We start from the raw sequence: 20,755 nt of genomic DNA, 5'->3' as shown, positions 1-20,755 counted from the left end.
CTGTAATGAAACGGGTGCTTTTTTTGCACCTGTTTTTTTGTATATAAAAAAGGAGTGAAGGATTTGATTATTTTTAAAAAGCTCTCTTGGTTTTTTAAAGAAGAGAGAAAAAACTATTTTTTAGGCGTATCAGCCTTGGTACTTGTTGCCTTGATTCAACTGATACCACCTAAAATTATCGGGATTGTTGTAGACAGTGTTGCAGCTAAGACGTTAACTGCAAACAAGTTGGTAAGTTGGATAAGTTTACTTGTCATTTCTGGGATTGTTGTTTACTGTTTACGCTTTGTATGGCGAAAACATATTTGGGGAGGAGCTGCCAGATTAGAAAAGCTTATGAGAAAAAGACTGTTCCATCATTTTACTCAAATGGATCAAGTGTTTTATCAAAAATATCGAACGGGTGATTTAATGGCTCATGCAACCAATGACTTAAATGCCATTCAAAATGTGGCAGGAGCAGGTATTTTAACATTTGCTGATGCGTTTATTTCGGGAGTAACCACAGTGATTGCGATGATGCTATTTGTTGATCCACGTTTGACACTGATTGCATTAATTCCGTTTCCATTACTTGCTATACTATCAAGTAAATTAGGAAACAAAATGCATGAAGCATTTAAAGATTCTCAAGGCGCATTTTCTAAACTTAACGACAAAACTCAAGAAAGTATCACTGGAATTAAAGTGATTAAAACTTTTGGACAAGAAACAGAAGATATTGAAGATTTTCAAAAGAAAATTGATTTTTCAATTGAAAAAAATAATAAAGTAAATAATTTGGATGCGTTATTTGATCCACTGATTACTTTAGTGATTGGTATGTCTTACATTATCTCTATTATTTTAGGTGGCTACTTTGTTGTGGAAAACGTTATTTCTATTGGTCAGTTGATTTCTTTTTTCAACTATATTGGCATGTTAGTTTGGCCGATGTTTGCAATAGGTCGTTTTTTTAACGTTATTCAAAGAGGAAATGCAAGTTATGATAGAGTATCTGATTTGATGAGAGAAGAGTCTCATATTAAAGAGAATACCAAAGGGATTAAAGAGCCTGCTTCAGGAGATATTAATTATCAGCTAAATTCATTTACTTATAATGGTGATGAAAAGGCGACCTTGACAGATATTCATTTTGATTTGGCTGAAGGTAAGACATTAGGGATTGTCGGCAAAACAGGAGCTGGTAAAACGACTATCTTAAAATTATTAATGCGTGAATATGATGATTACGAAGGAACGATTAAAGTTAACCATCATCCAATTCAGGAATACACACTTGACGCGCTACTTCATTCACTTGGTTATGTTCCACAAGATCATTTTCTTTTCTCAATGACAGTTCGAGATAATATCCGTTTTGGCTTACCAAAAGCAACACAAGAAGAGGTAGAAAAAATAGCGAGTGAAGCAGCAGTTCACGAAGATATTTTAGGTTTTTCAAATGGATATGACACGATGGTTGGTGAAAGAGGCGTTTCTTTATCAGGGGGACAAAAACAACGTATCTCGATTGCTAGAGCATTACTTGTTCAACCTGAGTTACTCATACTAGATGATGCGTTATCAGCTGTTGATGCGAAAACAGAAGAGCTCATTTTAACCAATTTAAGAGAATCACGAGAAAATAAAACGACGATTATTAGTACGCATCGATTAAGTAGTGTGAAGCATGCGGACGAAATTATCGTGGTTGATGAAGGACGAATTATTGAACGTGGTAAACACGATGAATTAATCGCTTTAAATGGTTGGTACAAAAAAATGTTTGATTACCAACAACTTGAAAATAAAATTGAAGGAGGTGTTAGGTAATGGAAGAATCAAAATCAGTGTGGTCAAAATCATTTACGATGAAAGAACAGACGACAATTATTAAGCGTTTATTAACGTTTGCTAAACCATTTAAAAAAGAGTTTGTCTTGTCATTGTTATTTGCTGTTTCTTTAGCTATTGTTAATATTATTCTACCAAAAATACTTCAAATTTTTATGGATAATCATTTAACCAATCAAGATGCGACAATGACTATTATTCTTTATTTTGCGGGACTTTACGCATTTGGTATTATCTTTAAAGCTCTTGTTTGGTACGGTCAATGGGTTCTTTATTTTAAAGGTTCGTTGAAAACATATCAGTCCATTCGCGTGGCATTATTTGAAAAGCTACAAACTTTAGGTATGAGATATTTTGACCAAACACCAGCAGGTTCAATTGTTTCGCGTGTCACGAATGATACAGAAACATTATTTGAATTTTGGTTAGTCTTTTTAATGGTTTTATCAGCTTTATTTGGCGTTGTGGCTTCATTTTCAGCCATGGCTTTTATTAATCTTGAGTTAACCTTAATTTGTTTAGTGTTCTTTCCAATTTTGGGTGTTATTATTTGGTATTATCAAAAATTTAGCTCAAGAATTTACCGAGGAATGCGGGAAAAATTAAGTCATTTAAATACTAAATTGAACGAATCTATTTCAGGAATGGCGGTTATTCAATATTTCAGACAAGAAAAACGATTAGAAGAAGAATTCGAAGCAAGTAATGATGATTATTTGCAATCAAAATATGCGATGATTAAAACCAATTCTCTTTTACTTGCACCAATTATAAATTTGCTTTTTGCATTAGCAACAGCATTAGTGTTAGGGTTCTTTGGATTTGATGCACTTAAATCGCCTGTTGAGGTAGGCTTAATTTATGCGTTTATCTCCTACGTCCAACAATTCTTTAATCCAATGATTAACATGATGGATTTCTTGAGTATTTTTCAAGATGGCGTAGTAGCTGGAAGTCGAATTATCACGATTTTAGATCATGAAGAATTAACACCAGAGCAAAATCCAGGTGCCAATGCAAAGATTAGTGACGCAAAAATTGAATTTAGAAATGTTACGTTTTCTTATGATGGAAAACATAATGTGTTAAATAATATCAGCTTTACCGCAAATCCTGGTGAAACAGTTGCTTTAGTTGGTCATACAGGAAGTGGAAAAAGTTCGATTATCAATGTTTTAATGCGTTTTTATGAATTTTATGATGGTCAAATTTTGATTGATGATGTGGATATTAAAGATTATTCAATCGAAGAGTTAAGAGCAAAAATGGGACTTGTTTTACAAGATGCGTTTATGTTTTACGGGGATATTTCTAGCAATATTAGATTGTTAAATCAACATATTACAGATGAGCAAATTGAAGAGGCCGCAAAATTTGTTCAGGCAGACAAGTATATTAATACATTACCTAATAAATATCATGCCAAAGTATTAGAAGGGGGATCCAGTTTTTCAAGTGGACAAAGACAATTGATTTCTTTTGCTAGAACAATTGTAACAGACCCTAAAATACTAGTATTGGATGAAGCAACGGCTAATATTGATACAGAAACAGAAAACTTAATTCAAGAAGGTCTTAAAAAAATGCGAGCTGGTCGAACTACCATTGCCATTGCTCATCGACTTTCGACGATTAAAGATGCTAATTTAATTTTAGTATTAGAAAAAGGTCATATTGTAGAGCGTGGAAATCATGATGAATTAATTGAACAAGAAGGTTTATATTATGACATGTATCGTTTGCAAAATAACCAGATTTAATCTCACTAAATTGAAGATAACACCTATTATTAAATAGAGGTGTTATCTTCTTTTTGTTATGTTAAAATTCTTCTATAGGAGGTTTCTTGATGAAAAAAAATAAAAAAAGTAAATTAGAAACAATCATTCCATTACTATTAACCATGTTTATCAGTGGTATTTTAGGTTCTGGTATTGGTTATTATTCAATGTCACTTGAGTTAAGTCGTGTACAATTAATTTTATCTTTTGCTTTTCTAGCAGTGGCATTTGTTCTTCATATAATAATTCATGAGGCCGGACATTTAGTTTTTGGGCTATTAACGGGGCATACGTTTTTGAGTTACCGAGTATTTTCCTTTTGCGTAATTAAGCAAGAAGGTAAATTTAAAATAGTCCGCTCAAAAGTACCTGGAACGATGGGACAATGTTTGCTAACACCACCAGAGATGAACGATGGACATTTTCCCTATCAACTCTATTTATTGGGAGGAGTTATCGCCAATCTTTTATTTAGTGCGCTAAGTTTTATTTTTTATTTATTTAATCCGATTATGGTATTAGAATTTGTTTTAGTTGGTGTTCTATTTTTTTTGTTAAATGGCTTACCTAATGGTTTTAATGATGGAAGTACTTTGAAAATTGCTAGGTCGTCTTTAAACAAGGAACGTTTACTATATATTCAACTAGCAAGTAACGCTAAAATGAGTACAGGAAGTAAGTTCTCTGAGTTACCTGAGGAATATTTCTTACCAGTTTCTGAAGAAGAAACACATACTTATTTTGAAGATTATCAAGCATTTCTCACGTTAGGATTACTACTTGAGAAACAAAATTGGGTAGATGTTGATGACTACATTGAAGACTTATGGCTTAAAAGAGAAGAGTTAATCGTTCCTTATCAAATTGAATTGAAAAAAGAAATGCTTTATTTTTTATTAATCCATAAGAAAAAAGAACCGCAAAAAACTGATGCTCGTATTGAAGAGTTGATGACAGATAGAGGTCTAGCAAAGTACTTACAAACGAAAATGGTTAGTAATTTACGAGTAGTTGCGGGAATCCAATTTGCTTATGAGAAAAAGGAAGATAAGGCGTTAAAAACCATTCAAGAAGCATTACAAATGAAAGCTAAAACAGGTAATTTAGGTGAATTTTACGTAGAAGAGATATTACTTAAATCTTTAGAAGAAAAGATTAACCGTAAACGTGAAAAGTAAATAGTAGTGGCGAATTTTCTGAATTACAGTATAATAGCATTAATTAGTTTATTTAAGTGGGGGATAAAATGACAACCTTATCAGATGTTGCCAAAAAAGCCAATGTTTCAAAAATGACAGTATCACGTGTTATTAATCATCCAGAAAAAGTAACGGATGAATTAAAAGAGCTTGTTTTTAAAGCGATGAAAGACTTAGATTATAAGCCAAATGTTGCAGCTAAGGCGTTAGCTAATAATAGAACACAAGTTATCAAATTCTTTATTTTAGAGGAAATTGATACAACTGAGCCTTACTATATGAATTTATTAATGGGTATATCCAAAGAACTAGATAAGCATCAATATTCATTGCAACTTGTGACGGAAAATAGTTTTGATGTTGGACAAAGTGATGGCTATATTATTACAGGCATGAGAGAAGAGGATTACGCTTGGATTGAACGCTTGGAACGCCCCTTTGTTTTATTTGGAGAAAACCGTTATGGCTATGATTTTGTTGATACAGATAATGCTAAAGGAACGGAACTTTCAACAGAGCATGCCATTAAGGAAGGCTTTGAAAAAATTGTTTATGTTGGAATTGATGTGAAAGAAGCTTTTGAATTTTCTAGAGAATCAGGCTATATAAACACGATGCAAAGATATCAAAAGGTACCAGAAATTGTCAGATTTACAAATGGCTCTCGTTATTCTGAAAGATTTATAGAGGAGCAATTTGCTAGGTATCCTAAAAAGACAGCATTTGTTTGTAGTAGTGACCGGTTAGCAATTGGGGTTGAAAGAGGACTTCAAAAAGTGAAAGCTTCAATTCCTGATGATTATGGTGTTGTGGGCTTTGACGGTGTCTTTTTAGATCAGATTGCCTCACCAAGATTAACCACAGTGAAACAACCTGTTTTTGAGATGGGAGCAGCTTGTGCGACGATGCTATTAAATAAAATCAAACAAAAAGGAGCACCACAAGGAAATCAATTGTTTGAAGCGTCTTTAATCGTCAGAGGAAGCACCCGAAAAAACGAAAATGCATAAATGTAAGAAAAGTTGTAGCAAACCTTTAAGAGGTTTTTGTTACAACTTTTTTAGTTAATTAAACCAAAAGTTGATTTTTTCTTTGGTTTATTTTTTTGTTAACGTTAACACGACATTAATAGTTGAGTTATTTTGTAACATTTCATAGACTATGAATGAGCTTACAAAGGAGGGAAAACAATGAATCAAAATTGGTGGGAAAAAGCAATTGTGTATCAAATTTATCCGAAAAGCTTTAAAGATGCAAATAATGATGGGATCGGTGACTTAAAGGGTATGATTGAGTCTCTTGATTATATCAAGGCTTTAGGTGTCGATACGCTTTGGCTAAACCCAATATTTATTTCGCCACAAGTTGATAACGGTTACGATATTTCAAATTATTACGCTATCGATGAAATTTTTGGCGATTTAAATGATGTAGAGAAATTAATTGAAGAGGCACATAAGCGTGAGTTGAAGATTATATTTGATTTAGTTCTAAATCATACATCTAGTGAGCATCCTTGGTTTCAAGAAGCAATCAAAGGACCGCAAAATATTTACCGAGATTACTATTTATGGGCAGATGCTAAATTAGATGGCTCGTATCCTAATAACTGGGAATCATTCTTTGGTGGCTCTGTTTGGGAGAAGGACCATAAAAGTGAACAATACTATTTCCATTTGTTCGATAAAAAAATGCCTGATTTAAACTGGAAGAATCCAGAAGTAAAAAAATCAATGGTCGATATTGCCAAGTTTTGGTTAGCAAAAGGAATTGATGGTTTCAGATTAGATGCTTTTATTCATATGGTGAAAGACGATTTTTCTCTTGATGTTCAAGGCGTTCCAGATGGAGAAATAGCTTTAGCAGAAGAGTATTATGCCAATTTACCTGAAGTAAAACGATTTTTATCTGAATTTATTTCAGAAATTAGAGAAATTAATCCGAATTGCTTTATTTTAGGCGAGGCAGCTTCAGCTACTCCAAGTTTGGCTGATAGTTACATTAGAGAAGATTTATGTAGTGCGGTTATTTCTTTTGATCACTTTGAGGAAAAAATAACTAGTAAAGATGTTAAAATTCCAAAAGGTCTTGAAAGTAAAACAATTGATGCCAAACGAATGAAAGAAAATCTAATTGATTGGCAAGAAACACTAACTGTTGAGAAGTATCCAACACTTTATTGGAACAATCATGATATGCCAAGAATGGTTTCGAGATTTGGGAATGATAAAGAGTACAGAGATAAAAGTGCCAAAGCATTAGCTACAGGGATGTATCTACTTCGAGGAATTCCGGTTATTTTATACGGAGAAGAATTAGGTATGAAAAATTTAGAAATAGATAATATTCATACATTCCAAAGTCCAAAGGCAGTGGATCAACATATTCAATTACTAGAAAACGGCTTTAGCAAGGAAGATTCCCTAGCGATTATTGCTTCTGCTAATAAAGAGGCTAGTCGTGGTGTCATGCAGTGGGATAGGACAAGTCATGCTGGTTTTTCAACACAAGCGAGTTGGATTGGGGAGAATGTTGAAGAAACATATAATGTTGAATTCGAAATGAAAGATGAAAATAGTGTTTTACATTTTTATCAACGACTATTATTGCTTAAAAAAGAAGATTTATTTTCTTTTGGGGCTGTTACTTTTTTAGAAAGTGATGATAATGTCTTAGCTTATAAGCGTTCATTTGAAGAAGAAGAAGCGATTGTTATTTGTAATTTAACTGAAAATTTTGCAGAAATACCAGATTGTATAAAAGAATTAGACCAATGGCACCTTGTTATTGATTCAGGGGATAGTCTTGATAACGAAGAACTTGCGCCATATACATACAAAGTTTATAGAAGATAAGGATGATAAGATAGATGGAAAGAGCAGCATTATTACATAGACCAGACAGCGAGTACGCTTACCTTTTTGAAAAAGAGGTTATGCACATTCGTTTAAGAACAAAAAAAGATGATGTAAAAGAAGTTAAAATTATTAAAGGAGACCCTTATTTGATTAATGAAGATAAGTGGTACAATCAATCGGAAGCTATGCATATTGTTGCTTCAACTGAGGACTATGATTATTGGCAAATAGCTGTCCATGCTGAGTTTAGACGTGTTCAATATGCCTTTCATGTGATTGGTAGAGATGAAGAGAAAGTCTTTTACGGAGATCGTGGTATTTTTGATATGTCTGAGGAGGCTATTGAGAAAGCTGAAAATTATTTCAGAATGCCATTTTTCCAAGAGATAGATCGTTTCAAATCACCTGAGTGGGTAAAAGAAACTGTTTGGTATCAAATCTTTCCAGAACGTTTTGCTAATGGAGATAAAAGTAATGATCCAGAACAAACACTACCTTGGAACAGTAAATTACCTGGTAGAGAAGACTTCTTTGGTGGCGATTTACAAGGTGTGATTGATCACTTAGATTACCTAGTCGACTTAGGTATCAACGGTTTGTATTTCTGTCCAATTTTTAAAGCATCGTCTAATCATAAATATGATACAATTGATTATTTTGATGTGGATCCAGACTTTGGAGATAAAGCATTATTTAAAAAATTAGTAGAAGAAGCACACAAACGTGGCATTAAAGTAATGTTGGATGCGGTATTTAACCATATGGGATACTATTCTCCTCAGTTTCAAGATGTTGTTAAAAATGAAGAAAAATCTAAGTACAAAGATTGGTTCCATATCCATAGTTTTCCAGTTGAACTAGGCAAAAATGGCAATGTAGAAGGCGCTAAAACTTTATCTTATGATACGTTTGCTTTTACACCAATGATGCCAAAATTAAATACAGCTAATGTAGAAGTTCAAGATTATTTATTAGATATTGCGACTTACTGGATTAAAGAATTTAATATAGATGCATGGCGTTTAGATGTTGCAAACGAAGTGGATCATCATTTCTGGAAACGATTCTACAAAGAAACAACAGACTTAGACAAGGATTTTTATATTTTAGGCGAAATTTGGCACTCATCACAAAGTTGGTTAAATGGAGATGAGTTCCACGCAGTTATGAATTACGCCTTTACCGAAACAATTACCAATTTCTTTGTAAAAGATGCTATTTCATCAACTAAGATGGCAAGTGGTTTGTACGAGCAATTAATGTTGTACCGAGATCAAACCAACCAAGTGATGTTTAACTGTTTAGATTCACATGATACAGCGCGCTTGCTTCATTTAGCAGGAGAAAACAAAGATATTGCGAAAATGACATTAGCCTTTACATTTATGCAACATGGTTCTCCGTGTATCTATTATGGAACTGAAATAGGAATGACAGGTGATAATGACCCAGATTGCCGTAGATGTATGGTTTGGGAAGAAGATAAACAAGATTTAGTTTTCTTAGACTTTATTAAGCAACTGGTTGCGCTACGTAAAGAACAACAAGCTGTTTTGTCTTACGGTGAGTTAACTTTTGAGAAACTAGATAATGAAGGTAAATTTGTTGAGTTTACGCGTCAAACAAAAGAAGGACATGTAAAAGGATACTTTAACAAAGGAACTAAGAATCAAGTTGTTACAGGAAATATCGATGTTTTAATGAGTCAAAATAGCGAAAAAACATCAGAAGGTTATGTGATAAAAGAAAATGGTTTCATTATTGCTAAATAGATAAAAGGTGTTATCGGTAACATTGTAAAAACGGTTGCATTGTAAGGCGTAACAGAATAATCTAAGAGGGTAAAGAAAATACATAGGAGGCTTTTCAATGAAAAAAGGATGGAAGCGCTTTGGTTTAGGTTTAGTAGCAGCATCTACATTATTAACATTAGTAGCGTGTGGAGGCGGCGACAAAAAAGATGAAGGCAAAAAAGATAACACAATAGAAGTGTCAGTCGATAAAGGTTACATTAAGTACCTTGAAGAAGTTAAAGGCGACTTTGAAAAAGAAAATGGTGTTAAAATTAAATTAATCGAAAAAGATATGTTCGATCAATTAGATGCTCTATCTCTTGATGGACCTGCTGGTAAAGCACCAGATGTGATGATGTCTGCATATGACCGCTTAGGACCATTGGGCCAACAAGGTCATTTATCAGAAGTTAAATTAAGTAAAGATTCTAACTATGATGCAACTGACGAACGTCAAGTAACAGTAGACGGTAAGTTCTACGGAGCGCCAGCTGTTGTTGAAACGTTAGTTATGTACTATAACAAAGACTTAATTAAAGATGCACCTAAAACATTTGCAGATTTAGAAGAACTTGCTAAAGATGACAAATATGCCTTTAAAGAAGAAGCAGGAAAAAATACAGCATTCTTAGCTAAATGGACTGACTTTTATTCTACTTACGGATTAATTTCTGGTTACGGTGGTTATGCATTTGGTAAAGATGGCACTGACGCTAAAGATGTTGGTTTAAATAATAAGGGAGCTGTTGAAGGAATTCAATATGCAACTGATTGGTTCAAAAACACTTGGCCAAAAGGTATGATGGATAAAAAATCTGCTGGAGATTTCATTACTAACCAATTTGTTGGTGGACATACAGCAGCAATTATTGATGGACCTTGGGCTGCAGCTAACTACAAAGATTCAGGTGTTAACTACGGCGTTGCTAAGATTCCAACACTTAAAAATGGTAAAGAATATGAAGCATTTGGTGGAGGAAAAGCATGGGTTGTCAGCAACTACTCTAAAAACAAAGAAGTATCAGAAAAACTTGTTGAGTACTTAACAAATGATAAAAACCAAGAAACATTATACAAATTAACACAAGAAGTACCAGCAAATAATAATGCACGTAAAATTGCAACAAAAGAAAATAATGAATTAACAAACGCTGTTATCGAACAATATAAAAATGCAAAACCAATGCCTAACATTCCAGAAATGGCTGAAGTATGGACTGGTGGAGAAAACTTAATGTTTGATGCTGCATCTGGTAAGAAAACTCCTCAAGAAGCTGCAGATGCTGCAGTGAAAGTTATTAACGAAAATATCGAACAAAAATACGGCGAATAAGGGGATTAATCGGCAGAGCGCTCAAAATAACTCTGCCGATTTCTTGTTTTTTTAGATAAGGAGAAATAAATATGAATACCACTCAAAAACAAAAGGATGTAAAAAAAGCGACCCTTCTTTCAATCATTCCTGGTCTAGGACAAATATATAACGAACAAAAAGTTAAAGGGTTTATATTTTTAGGCGTTTTTGCTATTTTCTTAATTGAATTACTGACTGTAGGTTTTTCAGCGCTTAATGGATTTATTACACTAGGTACAGTTCCTGTTGAAGATCATTCGCTCTTTCTGTTAATAGAAGGAACACTGCAAATCATCATTATGGCAATTGGCTTAATTTTTTATGGTCTTAATTTAAGAGATGCCCATGTTGTTGCTAGAAGATGGAATGAAGGACAAAAAATCAACACAACAGCTAAAGGTCTTCTTAATAATATATTAGATGAAGGCTTTCCTTATTTATTAACATTACCAGCGTATTTGGTAATGACTGTTGCTATTATTTTCCCAGTTTTAGTTACATTATTTATGGCATTTACAAACTATGACTTTAGGCATATTCCACCAGCTGGCTTAATTGACTGGGTAGGGGTTAAGAATTTCTTTAGTATCTTCTTCTTAAGTTCATATCGCTCAACGTTTACTTCTGTATTTAGTTGGACAGTAATTTGGACTGTATGTGCGTCAACCTTACAAATTGTTTTAGGTGTTTTAACGGCCGTTATTGCTAATCAACAATTTATTAAAGGAAAAAGATTGTTTGGTGTTATTTTCTTACTTCCTTGGGCAGTTCCAGCTTTTATCACAATTATGAGTTTTTCAAATATGTTTAACGATAGTATTGGGGCAATTAATACCCAAGTTATTCCAATGTTAAATCACTTGCCACTTGTTGATATCAGTGCGGTTGCTTGGAAGACAGATCCATTCTGGACAAAAGTAGCCATCATAATGATTCAAGGTTGGTTAGGCTTCCCTTATATTTATGTTATGACAACCGGGATACTTCAATCAATTCCTGAAGAATTATATGAAGCGGCCAAAATTGATGGGGCAAATGCGATGCAACGATTTAATACAATCACGTTACCAATGATTTTATTTGTAGCAGCGCCTATTTTTGTCACTCAATATACTGGAAACTTTAATAACTTCTCAATGATTTATTTATTTAACGATGGTGGACCAGGAAGTGTTGGTGGTGGTGCCGGCTCAACAGATATCTTGATTTCTTGGATTTATAAATTAACTACTGGAAATGCGCCACAGTATTCTGTAGCAGCAGCAGTAACGTTAATTATCTCATTTATCGTTATTAGTATTTCGATGATTGTCTTCAAGAAAACAAATGCTTTTGATATGGAGGGCAAATAAAATGAAAACAACTCACTCCGTAAAACGAACACGATTTTTAACACATTTTTTCACGTATCTATTTATGATTATATTGGCGATTGTAATTATTTATCCGTTATTGATTACAGTGAGTACCGCTTTTAAATCTGGTAATGTAAATGCCTTTAATTTGGACTTTAAAGGTGATTGGACCCTTAATAATTTTAGTCGTTTATTGGGAGATACTTTATACGGAAAATGGTATGTTAACACGTTGATTATTGCTATTTTTACTATGGTTTGCCAGGTAGCTATTATCACTTTAGCCGGTTATACTTATAGCCGTTACCGTTTTGTTGGGCGAAATAGCAGTTTAAAATTATTTTTAATTGTTCAAATGGTACCTACAATGGCAGCTTTGACTGCGTTTTATGTTATGGCTCTTTTATTAAATGCTTTAGACCAACCATGGTTCTTAACATTGATTTATATTGGTGGTGGGATTCCGATGAATACTTGGTTAATGAAGGGGTATTTTGATACAGTACCGATTGATTTAGATGAATCTGCTAAATTAGATGGTGCCGGTCATTTTAGAATTTTTGCACAAATTGTGTTACCATTAGTCAAACCAATGATTGCTGTTCAAGCATTATGGGCATTTATGGGACCATTTGGTGATTATATGTTAGCTAAATTTTTATTACGTACACCAGAAAAGATTACTGTAGCTGTAGGGTTACAAACCTTTATCAGTGATAAAAATGACCCTCAAGTCGCTTTATTTGCTGCAGGAGCTATTTTAATTGCTTTACCAATTTCAGTGTTATTCTTCTTCTTACAAAAGAACTTTGTTTCAGGGTTACTTGCAGGAGGAACAAAAGGATAGGAGTTTTATTAATGAAGTCAAGTCAATTTCCCGTTACCTATTTTGCGAATAGTTTTTCATCAAAAAAAATGTTTTTAAATCGAAACGATTTGAAAGTCTGGCAAATGATTATTGTTACAATATTTTTAGTATTTCTGATGCTAAATCCCGTGGCAATTAACGCAAGTAAAACTCCCAATCTAAAATTGGGTGACATTATGCCAAGTTTGTCAAAAGAAATTTTAAAAACAGATGTTGGGATTTTTCAAGAAATAAAAATTGAAAACAATCAATTAGTTGAAACAAAAACAAAAAAGGTTAGCGATGCTATTTTTATTAATGGATCGAAAGAGGATTTTGAAAAAGTCAAAAGTGGTTTAAATTTTGAGACAAATCAATTAGTCATTAAAGATGAAAATGGCTTAATATTTCAATTAAGGTATACAGAAAGTTGGGACTTTTCAAAATTAACGTCAATAAATGATGTTAATACGTGGTTAACAAAGGAATGGAATATTCAAAATACGTCTTATCGCATCCTAAGCACCTTCTTTTTAGTCGGTTTGCTTGTGTTAAGTAGTACGTTATTTTTGATATTTGGAACGTCATTTTTCTTATGGTTAACGCGGAAAAATCATTTATCAACGATTAAAACCTTTAAAGAGTCGGTCAATATTACATTAAATGCGTTGTTTTTGAGTACATTGATTGCAGTCGTGGTAGGTTTGGTTTATTACGATGTCAGTATGATGTTGATGATTCAAGCATTTGGACTAGCAATTGAAGTACTTATAATATTTGCCAAAACAAAATTTAATGACACGTTAGCAGTCGGTGGCTCACTTCATTAATTAAATAAAAGAGTTGGAAAGAAAACATAATTGTTTTCTTTCTAACTCTTTTTTGATTAATTATAGACGTCCATTTCAAAAATTAACCCTAATGCTATCAACGTAGCAACAAGAGATGTTCCACCTTGACTTAAAAATGGCAAAGGAATACCTGTTAAAGGCAGTAAGCCAATTGAGGCTCCAATATTCTCAAAGGTTTGAAAAACTAACATAAAGACAATACCTACACAAATATAAATATTAAATTTTGAATTACTTTTTAGCCCAGCATAAAAAATCTGGAAAAAGAGATAAAAGTAAAGAATGACAACTAATGAGGCACCAACAAAGCCATAAGCTTCACCAATAAAGGTAAAAATCATGTCTGATTCTCTTACTGGAACATAGACTTCAATGCCACTTGCACCTTTTCCAAACATGCCACCAGAACCCATAGCGACTAATCCCTGAACTTGTTGATAGGCAATGGTATCAGAATAATCGTAAGGATTTCTCCATGACTTGATTCGATCTAGTTGATATTGTTTAAAATGCAGTGAAGAGAGAATATCATTCCCGTATTCTGTAAAAACTAAGATAATTAAAAGAATTCCTAGAACAATTAAAATACTAGCTAAAGTAGCAATAATGCGCCAATCAAGTCCTACAGCAATTAATAATGCACCGAGTACACAAACAAAAACAAGTGACGTTCCAAAGTCCTTTTGCATAAACATCAAAGCAAATAAAGGAAGACTATATAAAACAAGGCGTTTTAATAAATGTAAATCAGTGGTTAATGATTTCTCAGTAGTTGTTAAATCATATTTGATTAATTGTTTTGAAATGAAAAGAATATAGGCGATTTTCGCTAATTCAGAGGGCTGAAATTTAATTCCAAAAATATCAATCCAACGTTTGGTACCAGTTAGATTGTACATTGTGACATCATAAAAAAAGTAAAGTGATAACATTAAAAGTAACGAGAAAATATAGACAATTGGAACTAATTTCCAAACAATTTTTTTATCAATAAATTTAATAGCCAGCATACCAATCAGACCAACAACGACAAAAATCAATTGTTTTATCGCTTGATTAATAGGTGCAGCTTCTTCGTAAACAGCGACCCAATATTGTAACCAAATACTTAATAGTAGCATTAAAAAAATTGGTAATAGTAAGCCGTAATTAATAATTGAACCTTGATGATAATTTCTTCTTTGTGACATTAACTCACCCTTTATCTAAAAAAATAAAATACTCGTTTATTAATCTACCATTAAATGAATAGAAAGTGTATTTTAACCCTTTCCTTTTATAAAAACTTAAAATTTAATGCGATAAAATAACAGATATTATCAGACAGTGTTAAAAAACGTCTATTCCAATTTCGAATAGCAGATACTGACAGCATAACTCTTTTTATTATTGATATATCAATGATTCAATGAATAATTTTTTGTTATTGTAAATAAAAAAGCAAAAAAATCAACGCTTGATTTTTTTGCTTAATGATTATTATTAACTATCTATGTAAAATACTAATGAATTCTTCCTTTTGTTTTCCAAATGCCAGATTTCCAGCGGCGAATCATAAGAACTGAGCGAAGCCCCTCATCAATTGTGTAAGCTAACCAGACGCCAAGTAATCCTAATTGAAGAGAAATTGCTAAGAGATATGAAAAAGGTAAGCTGATGACCCAAAGAACGATTAAACTACAAATCAGTGGGAATTTAACATCGCCAGTTGCATTTAATGAACCAACCATTGTCATATTGATGGTTCGACCAGCTTCAAGAAAAATATCAACAAAGAAAATTATTTTTGCTATTTCAATAACTTCAGGATTATCAGTAAAAATATGCATAATAGGAACAATTAAGACCCAAGTTGCTAGAGAAATAGTAACAGTGCAGATTAATCCAAGAATAACCGTATTTTTTCCACGGTGATAAGCTCTGTCGTATTCTCTGGCCCCAATATTTCTACCAATCATAATTTGATTTCCCTGACTCATTGCTGCAGCAATTAAATAGACGAATTGGGTAATCGCTGTGACATATGATTTTGCGATTAGAATATTTTGTCCAAGTGAAGCAACAATCATGGTTACAACGACTTGAGAAGCTGTATAGGATAGGTTTTCTCCTGAGGATGGAAGACCCAGTGTTAAAATAAGTTTCAACTTTTCAAAAGAAAAATCTTTCAATGATAGTTTCAAAATATTAAAATGAATCTCTTTATTCAAAATATAGAAAGCTAAAATAAGTGCAATTGAATTACTCACAACAGCTGAAATACCTAGTCCAGCAACTCCTAAGTGAGGTAATCCGAAAGGCCCATATAAGGCAATGTAGTTTCCAATTAAGGAACAAATAAGAGCCACTGTTGGTATGGCAAGAGCCGCTTTGGTTTTTCCGTGACTTCTTAAAGAAGCAATAATACCTGCTGAAATAGATGTAACAAATAAACTAGCTCCAAAAATTTGAACATAGGGAATACCAATTTCCACAATATTTTTTGGAAGATTCATAAATGATAATAATTGCTCTGGAAATGTGACAAAGACGCTACTAATAAGTAGGCCGATAAAAAATGAACCAATCAAGCCAGTTGTAATGACACTTTTAATCTGCTCTTGTTTTTTAGCTCCAATTAGCTGAGCGATAATGATTTGAACACCAACCGTAATAAAACCGTAAATAAAAACAGATAGATTAAGTAGTTGATTGGCAGAACCAACAGCTGCAACAGCTGGTTCTGAGTGCTGTGAAATCATCCATACATTGATATTTCCAATAAATACCCGTAGAAACATTTCAATAAAAATAGGCCAGCTTAAATAGAATAAATCTTTGTTTGACAATTTATTGTCAGTGAAAAAATTTTTTGATTTTGTTATGATATGTCCGATTATTTTTCCTCCTTTTTTACGTATTCTTTCTAATTTTAGCGTTATCTATAAATAAGTCAATCATTTTAACCTAGGTCTTTTTTTAAAGCAAAAGGATAGACAAGAGTAGTGGAAACAGTTAAAGTTATGTATGAACGAAAGTTAATGGAGGAATGTATTTATGTATGATGTTATTATAATCGGCGCAGGACCTGGGGGCATGACAGCTGCGCTTTATGCTTCTCGCTCAGACTTGTCTGTTCTTGTTATTGAAAGAGGGGCACCAGGTGGTCAATTGATGAACACATCAGACGTTGAGAATTATCCTGGCTTTGATACAATTACTGGACCAGATTTAGCACTAAAAATGTATGATAATTCTTCAAATTTTGGAGCAAAACATACATATGGTAATGTGACCAAAATTGAAAATGAAGGCTTAATCAAAAAAGTATATTGTGAAGAAGACGTCTATGAAGCAAAAACAGTTATTATTGCATCAGGAAGTGATCATCGTAAAATGGGTGTTCCTGGCGAAGAAGAATATGCAGGTCGTGGTGTTTCGTATTGTGCGGTATGTGATGGGGCTTTCTTTAAAGATCGTCATTTATATGTCATTGGTGGTGGAGACTCTGCTGTTGAAGAAGGCATGTATTTAACACAATTTGCTAGCAAAGTTACAATTGTTCATCGTCGTGATGAGTTACGTGCACAAAAAATATTACAAGACCGTGCCTTTAAAAATGAAAAAATTAATTTTATGTGGAATAAAGTACCAACTGAGTTTTCAGGAGATGAACGAAAAGTAACAAAGATAACACTAAAAGACACAAAAACAGAAGAAGTTTCAGAAGTTTCTGCAGATGGTGTGTTTATCTATATCGGTTTAGATCCGTTAACAGAGCCTTTTAAAGATTTAGGCATTACAAATGAAGAAGGTTGGGTTGTTACAAATAACCACATGGAAACTAAAATCCCTGGTATTTATGCGATTGGAGATGTACGAGACACTGTGTTACGTCAAATTGCTACAGCTGTTGGTGATGGTAGTATTGCAGGTCAAGAAGTGTATAAGTATATTACAAGCTTAGATGATAAATAATTGTTAATTCGTGAAAGAAGATGAACAGATAATGTTTATCTTCTTTTTCATTTTATGAAAAATAACTGCTCTAATAAAATAAAAGTGTTTATTTACTTAAACTCTTTTTTTAGTTACTCAACGCGCTCTTGAAGTGGTATAATTAAGATGATTAAAAAACAGAGGTGAATAATATGAATTGGAAAGAAGTTTATCAGGAATGGAAAGAATTTAAAGCAATTGATGGTTTAGTAGCAGATAGTTTAGCTGCCATGGAAAAAAATGAAAACGAATTAAAAGACGCTTTTTATGCACCGCTAGAATTTGGAACAGCAGGTATGAGAGGTGTAATTGGCGCAGGAATTAATCGAATGAATATTTATTCTGTTAGACAAGCAACAGAAGGTTTAGCAATGTTCATCGAAAATCTTGGAGCAGAAGAAAAAAGACGTGGAGTAGCAATCGCGTATGATTCAAGACATCAATCTCCAGAATTTGCTATGGGGGCTGCTGAAACTTTAGCTGCTCATGGAATTACATCTTATATTTTTGAAAGTTTACGTCCTACACCTGAACTTTCATTTGCAGTGAGACACTTTAATTGTATTGCAGGTATTATGATTACTGCAAGCCACAATCCAGCAGAATATAACGGTTTTAAGGTTTACGGAGAAGATGGAGGTCAAATGCCACCTCAAGATGCAGATGCAGTAACTGCTTTTGTACGTTCAATCAAAAACCCATTAAGCATTGATTTTATGCCTCAAGAAAAAGCAAGTGACTTTATAAATGTGATTGGTGAAGAAGTGGATAGTGTGTATTTAGAACACATTAAATCTGTTTCAGTTGACCATGAGTTAATTGCTAGAAGTGGTAAAGACCTAAAAATGATCTTTACACCATTACATGGTACTGGAAAAATGCTAGGAGAACGCGCATTAAAACAAGCAGGTTTTGAAAGATTTAAATTAGTACCTGAACAAGCAGTAGCAGATCCTAATTTTTCAACAGTCAAATCTCCTAATCCAGAAGAACATTCTGCTTTTGAGTATGCAATCAAATTAGGTGAAAAAGAAAATGCAGACCTTTTAGTTGCGACTGACCCAGATGCTGACCGTTTAGGTGCCGCAGTTAGAATGCCTGATGGAAGTTATCAAGTATTAACTGGAAATCAACTAGGTAGCATCATGGTTTATTATCTGTTAAAAGCACAAAAAGATCATGGGACTTTGTCAGATGACGCAGTTGTGCTAAAATCAATAGTATCTAGTGAATTACCAACAGCAATCTGTGAAAAATTTGACACTAAAATGGTGAATGTTTTAACTGGTTTTAAATTTATTGCAGAAAAAATCAAAGAATATGAAAAAGATAATTCTCAAACTTTTGTTTTTGGCTTTGAAGAAAGTTATGGTTATTTGGTACAACCTTTTGTTAGAGATAAAGATGCTATTCAAGCGTTGTTATTATTAGCAGAAATCGCAGCATTTTATAAAGAAAAAAATCAAACGCTTTATGATGCGATTGAATCAATTTATGAAGAGTTTGGCTATTTTGCTGAAAAAACAATTTCCATTACGATGAGTGGTATGGAGGGCGTTGAAAAAATCCAACAACTAATGAAAGACGTTAGAAGTAACATCCCGACATCATTTGCTGATGTTAAAGTTGCTTACTATGAGGATTACCAAACACAAACAAGAACTTATCTTTCAGGTAAAGAAGAAACAATTGCATTACCAACAGCAAACGTGTTGAAATTCTTCTTAGAAGATGGCAGTTGGATTGCTATTCGCCCTTCTGGAACTGAACCGAAAATTAAATTCTATCTTGGCGTTAAAGGAAATAGCCATGAAGAAACAAACCAAAAAGTAGCAGACTTTGAACAAGCTGTCAGTCAATTCACTAAGTAACTAAAATTTTTAATAGAATGAAGTGGGGATGGCAATGACTATCGAAGGTGTGACTGAAGAGAATATTGAAAGAGTGAGTAAATTTTTTAAAAGCATAAGCGATCCAACGAGACTTCGCATATTACTTGCACTTTCTGAAGAAGAAATGAATGTAACGACAATAACGAATAAATTGGAAATGGAGCAATCCGCTATTTCCCACCAGTTAAAGTTGCTTAGAGAAAACTACTTAGTTAAATCAAGAAAAGAAGGAAAAACAGTGGTTTATTCCTTGGATGATCAACATGTAACGGATATTTTAACTGAAACATTCCTACATATGAAACACATAGAATGCTAGCTATTTCAGATTTTTCTGAAATAGCTTTTTTTATTGGAAAATATTCTGTATACTTAACAATAGAATGAGATTAACATGAGCATTTTTTAATCAATAGGAGGAGTTAGCATGAGCCAAACATTACACATAGGGTTATTGGGTCTTGGAACAGTCGGTAGTGGCATTCCTTTGATTCTATCTTTAAATAAAGAAAAAATTGAAGGAACGACAGGAACATCGTTTATTATAAATAAGGCCTTTGTTCGTAACATTGAGTCTAAAAAAAATATAGCTAATCAATATAATATAACACTAACAACAGAGCTAAAAGAGATTATTGAAGATGAAAATATTGAGGTCGTTGTTGAGGCAATGGGAGGAGTCACCTTTGCTAAAAAAGCAATAGAAGACGCACTTAAAAATAAAAAACACGTCGTGACGGCTAACAAAGATTTAATTGCCCAATATGGTGATGAACTAACGCAACTGGCTCAGAAAAATGGCGTTTATTTGTACTATGAGGCTGCAGTTGCAGGTGGTATTCCAATTCTTCGAACGTTGACTAATAGTTTTTCTAGTGATGATATTCAACTAATTCAAGGCATAGTTAATGGAACAACAAACTTTATGTTAACTCAAATGAATCAAAAAAATTGGAGTTATGAAGAGGCTCTGTTGGAAGCTCAAAAATTAGGCTTTGCAGAGAGTGATCC

Annotated in this window: 16 protein-coding genes; 14 read left to right on the top strand and 2 right to left on the bottom strand. The window is 33.2% G+C overall.

Annotation, left to right across the window (positions count from 1 at the left end; genetic code table 11):
- Nucleotides 1-63: 63 nt before the first annotated feature.
- From RR554_RS07555 to RR554_RS07510, 10 genes are all read left to right on the top strand, one after another.
- Nucleotides 64-1,815 (top strand): ABC transporter ATP-binding protein, encoded by a 1,752-nt coding sequence (locus tag RR554_RS07555; protein WP_332463615.1) that lies wholly within the window; start codon nucleotides 64-66, stop codon nucleotides 1,813-1,815.
- Nucleotides 1,815-3,596 carry an ABC transporter ATP-binding protein gene (locus RR554_RS07550; RefSeq protein ID WP_332463614.1) on the top strand — a complete coding sequence of 594 codons (1,782 nt, stop codon included), beginning with the start codon at nucleotides 1,815-1,817 and terminating at the stop codon, nucleotides 3,594-3,596. The genes RR554_RS07555 and RR554_RS07550 overlap by 1 nt, the downstream gene beginning before the upstream one ends.
- 89 nt (nucleotides 3,597-3,685) lie before the next feature.
- Nucleotides 3,686-4,795, top strand: coding sequence for a hypothetical protein (locus RR554_RS07545; RefSeq protein WP_332463613.1), 1,110 nt, complete (start codon nucleotides 3,686-3,688; stop codon nucleotides 4,793-4,795).
- A 68-nt stretch (nucleotides 4,796-4,863) separates the two neighbouring features.
- Entirely contained in the window at nucleotides 4,864-5,826 is a 963-nt protein-coding gene (locus RR554_RS07540; RefSeq protein ID WP_332463612.1) for a LacI family DNA-binding transcriptional regulator, read from the top strand.
- A 180-nt stretch (nucleotides 5,827-6,006) separates the two neighbouring features.
- Complete coding sequence (locus RR554_RS07535) at nucleotides 6,007-7,671, top strand: glycoside hydrolase family 13 protein (RefSeq protein ID WP_332467742.1); 1,665 nt, start codon at nucleotides 6,007-6,009, stop codon at nucleotides 7,669-7,671.
- 14 nt (nucleotides 7,672-7,685) lie between these two features.
- Complete coding sequence (locus tag RR554_RS07530; RefSeq protein WP_332463610.1) at nucleotides 7,686-9,446, top strand: glycoside hydrolase family 13 protein; 1,761 nt, start codon at nucleotides 7,686-7,688, stop codon at nucleotides 9,444-9,446.
- A gap of 97 nt (nucleotides 9,447-9,543) precedes the next feature.
- Complete coding sequence (locus RR554_RS07525) at nucleotides 9,544-10,800, top strand: extracellular solute-binding protein (RefSeq protein ID WP_332463609.1); 1,257 nt, start codon at nucleotides 9,544-9,546, stop codon at nucleotides 10,798-10,800.
- 71 nt (nucleotides 10,801-10,871) lie between these two features.
- Complete coding sequence (locus RR554_RS07520) at nucleotides 10,872-12,173, top strand: sugar ABC transporter permease (RefSeq protein ID WP_332463608.1); 1,302 nt, start codon at nucleotides 10,872-10,874, stop codon at nucleotides 12,171-12,173.
- 1 nt (nucleotide 12,174) lies between these two features.
- The gene (locus RR554_RS07515; protein WP_332463607.1) at nucleotides 12,175-13,023 is read left to right on the top strand and encodes a sugar ABC transporter permease; all 849 of its coding nucleotides are present in this window, start codon (nucleotides 12,175-12,177) and stop codon (nucleotides 13,021-13,023) included.
- An 11-nt stretch (nucleotides 13,024-13,034) separates the two neighbouring features.
- Nucleotides 13,035-13,853 (top strand): hypothetical protein, encoded by an 819-nt coding sequence (locus tag RR554_RS07510; protein ID WP_332467741.1) that lies wholly within the window; start codon nucleotides 13,035-13,037, stop codon nucleotides 13,851-13,853.
- A 56-nt stretch (nucleotides 13,854-13,909) separates the two neighbouring features.
- Here RR554_RS07510 and RR554_RS07505 read toward each other — a convergent pair whose 3' ends face one another.
- Both RR554_RS07505 and RR554_RS07500 read right to left on the bottom strand, forming a co-directional pair.
- Complete coding sequence (locus RR554_RS07505; RefSeq protein ID WP_332467740.1) at nucleotides 13,910-15,064, bottom strand: FtsW/RodA/SpoVE family cell cycle protein; 1,155 nt, start codon at nucleotides 15,062-15,064, stop codon at nucleotides 13,910-13,912.
- 312 nt (nucleotides 15,065-15,376) lie between these two features.
- A complete protein-coding gene (locus tag RR554_RS07500; RefSeq protein WP_332463628.1) occupies nucleotides 15,377-16,738 on the bottom strand; it encodes an MATE family efflux transporter in 1,362 nt (453 codons plus the stop codon).
- Between the two features lie 172 nt (nucleotides 16,739-16,910).
- On the opposite strand from RR554_RS07500, the gene trxB reads away from it, so the two are divergent.
- The 4 genes from trxB to RR554_RS07480 all read left to right on the top strand — a co-directional run.
- The gene (trxB, locus tag RR554_RS07495) at nucleotides 16,911-17,831 is read left to right on the top strand and encodes a thioredoxin-disulfide reductase (protein ID WP_332467739.1); all 921 of its coding nucleotides are present in this window, start codon (nucleotides 16,911-16,913) and stop codon (nucleotides 17,829-17,831) included.
- A 173-nt stretch (nucleotides 17,832-18,004) separates the two neighbouring features.
- Entirely contained in the window at nucleotides 18,005-19,723 is a 1,719-nt protein-coding gene (locus RR554_RS07490; protein ID WP_332467738.1) for a phospho-sugar mutase, read from the top strand.
- Between the two features lie 34 nt (nucleotides 19,724-19,757).
- Nucleotides 19,758-20,063 carry an ArsR/SmtB family transcription factor gene (locus tag RR554_RS07485; RefSeq protein WP_332463602.1) on the top strand — a complete coding sequence of 102 codons (306 nt, stop codon included), beginning with the start codon at nucleotides 19,758-19,760 and terminating at the stop codon, nucleotides 20,061-20,063.
- A gap of 108 nt (nucleotides 20,064-20,171) precedes the next feature.
- Nucleotides 20,172-20,755: homoserine dehydrogenase (locus RR554_RS07480; RefSeq protein ID WP_332467737.1), on the top strand; the 584-nt coding region annotated here is incomplete at its 3' end.

This window comes from Vagococcus sp. (genome assembly GCF_036639995.1).
GTDB lineage: Bacteria > Bacillota > Bacilli > Lactobacillales > Vagococcaceae > Vagococcus.
The sequence above is the reverse complement of the archived record's forward strand: the minus strand, read 5'-3'. Positions and strand labels throughout refer to the sequence as shown.